Genomic DNA, 1,857 nt, shown 5'->3' with positions numbered 1-1,857 from the left:
GGAGGACCGGCGCTGGCGAGCCGACGTGCTGGACGTCCGGGGACACCTCTTCATCCAGTGCAAGGAGCACCGCGAGGTCCAGGGCTCTGGTTCCAAGCCGGCGGCCAAGGGCGGTCGGACGAAGGCCGAAGTCTTTATGCATGCGGACACCGGCTCGATGTCCGGCGGCGAGCGGCAACGCTTTACCGCGTTCATCATGGCGGCGGCTCTGAGCTATCAGCTGGGCATCGCCGAGCAGGGCTTCACCACCTACGGCACGGTGATGATGGACGAGGCGTTTGTGCTGGCTTCGGAGGAATTCGCCGGCGCCGGCATCAAGGCGCTGCACGAGTTCGGTTTCCAGCTGCTCCTGGCCGCGCCGGAAAACGTGATCGACCTGTCCCGGCACCTGGGGTCCGTCACCGAGATCCTGCGGGACAAACGCACCAACCGCTCCGGTGTGCTCACGGCCCCCGTGATCGGCCCGCGCCCCGTACCGGAGGGAACCTGGCGCTCCGAGGCGAACCCGGTGGACATCGTCCTCCGCTGACCGGCGTACGTCCAACCCCAACGCGGGGTCACTTACCGCCCATGATCCCCACCGGGATGGGCCGTGAGTGACCCCGCGTTGCTGGTTATGGGGCGGAAAGCGGCCGCCAGGCAATTACGTTACGAAAGATTTGCTTAATTATGGCAAGGATAGGCTAGCCTTACTTAGATTCGCATCATTGACCTAAGGAATCCCATGCCTCTCCCTGCCCCGAGCCGTGCCGTGCCCACGCGCCGCTTCCTCCGCGCCACCGGCCAGGCAACTGCCGTCCTGGCCGCCGTCGCGCTCTCCCTGACGGCCTGCTCCACCGGCCCGGCCAGCTCGCCCGCGGCCGGTGCCCCCAGCCAGTCGGCCAGTTCCGCGTTCCCGGTGACCATCAAGCATGTGTTTGGCGAGACCACCATCAAGGAACAGCCGAAGCGGGTCGTCACCGTCTCCTGGGTCAACGACGACGTGGCGATTGCCCTCGGCGTGGTACCGGTCGGTGTCCCGAAGAACGAATGGGGCGGCAACGGCCAAGGTTCCACCCCGTGGAAGGACGCCGCCCTTGATGCGCTCGGCGCAGGCTTCGGTTCGGCGAAGGCCCCGGCCCAGTTCTCCGAGGCCGACGGCGTCAACTTCACCGAGATCGCCAAGCTCAACCCGGACGTCATCCTCGGCGCCTACTCCGGCCTGACGGAAGAGGACTACAAGAAGCTCAGCGAAATCGCCCCCGTGGTGGCCCACCCCGACGTGGCCTATGGAACACCGTGGCAGGATTCCACGGCCATCATCGGCAAGGCGCTCGGCAGGGAAGCCGAAGCCGCCAAGCTGGTCGCCGACACCGAGGCCACCATCCAGGACAAGGTTTCGGAATACCCGCAGCTGGCCGGTAAGAGCTTCATCTACGGAAACCTGGAACCGGCCAAGGGTGACGGCGTCAACGTCTACACCGCAAACGACAACCGCCCCCGCTTCCTCCGCGAGATCGGCATGAAGCTGGCCCCCGTGGTGGAAGACAATTCCAAGGGTTCCAAGGAATTCTTCATCCCCTGGTCCGCCGAGAAGGCCAACGAACTCACGTCCGACGTCTTCGTGACCTGGGTCCCGGACTTAAAAACCGCCGATTCAATCAAGACCGACCCCCTGCTGGGCCAGATCCCGGCCATCAAAAACGGTGCCCTGGTGGCCGACTCGGACAACACCCTCACACTGTCCATCTCCGCTTCCTCGCCGCTGAGCCTGCCCTGGGCCCTGGACACCTTCCTGCCCCAGCTGGCGATTGCAGCGGACAAAGTCCCTGCCGCGGTGAAGTAAGCACCGATCCGTGAGCCCACTTACGACGACGG

The 1,857-nt window shown here is 65.3% G+C and carries 1 protein-coding gene and 1 pseudogene (1 of these 2 only partly in view); both read left to right on the top strand.

Annotated elements, in window-relative coordinates; all coding sequences use genetic code 11:
- Positions 1-529 (top strand): annotated as a pseudogene (locus K789_RS23760) (ATP-binding protein); it begins 2,971 nt to the left of the window's first position.
- A 195-nt stretch (positions 530-724) separates the two neighbouring features.
- Complete coding sequence (locus tag K789_RS0121155) at positions 725-1,825, top strand: iron-siderophore ABC transporter substrate-binding protein (RefSeq protein WP_024368486.1); 1,101 nt, start codon at positions 725-727, stop codon at positions 1,823-1,825.
- Positions 1,826-1,857 lie beyond the last annotated feature (32 nt).

It is taken from the genome of Arthrobacter sp. TB 26 (assembly GCF_000427315.1).
Lineage (GTDB): Bacteria > Actinomycetota > Actinomycetes > Actinomycetales > Micrococcaceae > Arthrobacter.
The sequence above is the reverse complement of the archived record's forward strand: the minus strand, read 5'-3'. Positions and strand labels throughout refer to the sequence as shown.